The 1,566-nt window shown below is 61.9% G+C and carries 1 protein-coding gene; it reads right to left on the bottom strand.

Translation table 11 applies throughout. From position 1 onward, the window contains the following. Positions 1-947: 947 nt before the first annotated feature. Entirely contained in the window at positions 948-1,193 is a 246-nt protein-coding gene (locus tag APY03_RS17170; protein ID WP_102905391.1) for a hypothetical protein, read from the bottom strand. Positions 1,194-1,566: the final 373 nt, after the last annotated feature.

Below are 1,566 nucleotides of genomic sequence, written 5' to 3'. Positions count from 1 at the left end.
CGTAGGTCCCTGGTTCGAGCCCAGGTCGAGGAGCCACTACAAGCCGCAAGGCAACTGGAAAGCCCGCTATCACATCGATAGCGGGCTTTCTTCTTTGTTTGGCGTTATGGCAATCGCCAAATATCCAGCGGGCCTCGGACTTCGCACCGAACTCCCAGGCCTGTGACGTGCCAGTTCGAACCTGAGTTCTTAAGCTTGGCGTCCTTCACGCTGATGTCCTGCGTCTGGCGCTGGATGTGCTGCAGCATCTGCTGGGCGAGCGCCGTGACCGCCTCGGACGAGTGTGCCTGTGCAACCGGCTGCCAACCTCACGGTCCCGAGGCACACCCCCTGAACTTGCAGCTGCGAACACACCGTTTGCCGTCGCTTACCACTCCACAGTCATAGTTCCCCGGCCTGGCGACGGGTGGGTTTCCATACCAACCACATGCTCCCGGGGAGGGAAGTCGCGTAGGCATAGGTCTCCATATACAAGTATGTTTCGGCGCGGGTCCGATGGTCGGACCTTTCGACGGCGCCTGCGCCTGCGTCGGAGTGCCAAATCCAGCTGCAGCGCTTGCCAAGACGAAAGCAGCTAGAAGTCCTTTCATTGCGCTCTCCTTTTAGAAGCTTCCGATGAAGTCCAATTTAAGAGCGGAACGGAAGCAAGCCCGCCAAGCAAATCTGGATTGTTCGACGCTACCTGTCAAGCAGTTCGCCGCGCTGCTTGCTGGTGTCAGTGCGGGTAGAGCATGCACTGCTCGGATAGTGCTCGCCCGCGTTGCTCGCCGACGGGCTTGGCGTCCGCATTGCGCGGTTCATTTCAGACCAACATGGTCGCCGCAGCTACGGCCCCGCAGGCAAGGGCATCGTGGTCGACGAACTGCGCGGCTGCCTACTGTCGGGCACGCACATGGTGCCTGAGAACGCGCCCTGGCCTCCTGGATCCCCGCAGATGGCCGCGCCGTCTAGAACTGCGTCTGCCCTGTACCGGTGCGGTCATGGACCCAGCGCATCGCCTGCTGCTCTGCGTGCCGGATGGCCTCTGCCTCGGTGCCATAGACGATCTCTTCGGTGTCGCTCGGCAACTGCTTCTCTTCCTCATCGGCAGGGGTGCGCACAAGAACGACGACGGGCTGATAGCCGCCGCGCGCGGCGTCTGCGCGCAGCTCGAAGCGAAAGCCCCGGTATTCGAGGGCGTGGCCGTCGGTCATGGGAGTGCTGGGGTTTGTCATGCCTGTGGGCCTTTGGAGTTCCCGAGATTGTGCGCCGCTGCCCGGCCCGCGAGTGCAGGTTCGCGGAGCCAACCAATGAAGGACGGCACCCCATGGACGCACGCGCATGACGAACCCTTCCCTATCCGTTTCCGCCAGCTCGTGAAGTCAAGACTTTCCTCCAACTTGGAGGAGATTTCTCACTTGGACTATGGCACTTGGCGACTGGCGCAACCGCCCTGGCGCACGGACAATGAAGCCACGGTTTCGGCAACACCCTACGCGGCAATCCGAGACTGCGAGGGCCCTCCGCGCGAACGAAAGTTGGCGGAGTGAACCGCCCCGGATTTTGAGGAGGCTCCTTCGATTGAGA

It is taken from the genome of Variovorax sp. WDL1, assembly GCF_001541225.1.
Taxonomy (GTDB): domain Bacteria; phylum Pseudomonadota; class Gammaproteobacteria; order Burkholderiales; family Burkholderiaceae_C; genus Variovorax.
The sequence above is the reverse complement of the archived record's forward strand: the minus strand, read 5'-3'. Positions and strand labels throughout refer to the sequence as shown.

Coding starts and splice junctions, on each gene's coding strand:
- APY03_RS17170 (WP_102905391.1), bottom strand. CDS start 1,193: ATGACCGACGGCCACGCCCTCGAATACCGGGGCTTTCGCTTCGAGCTG.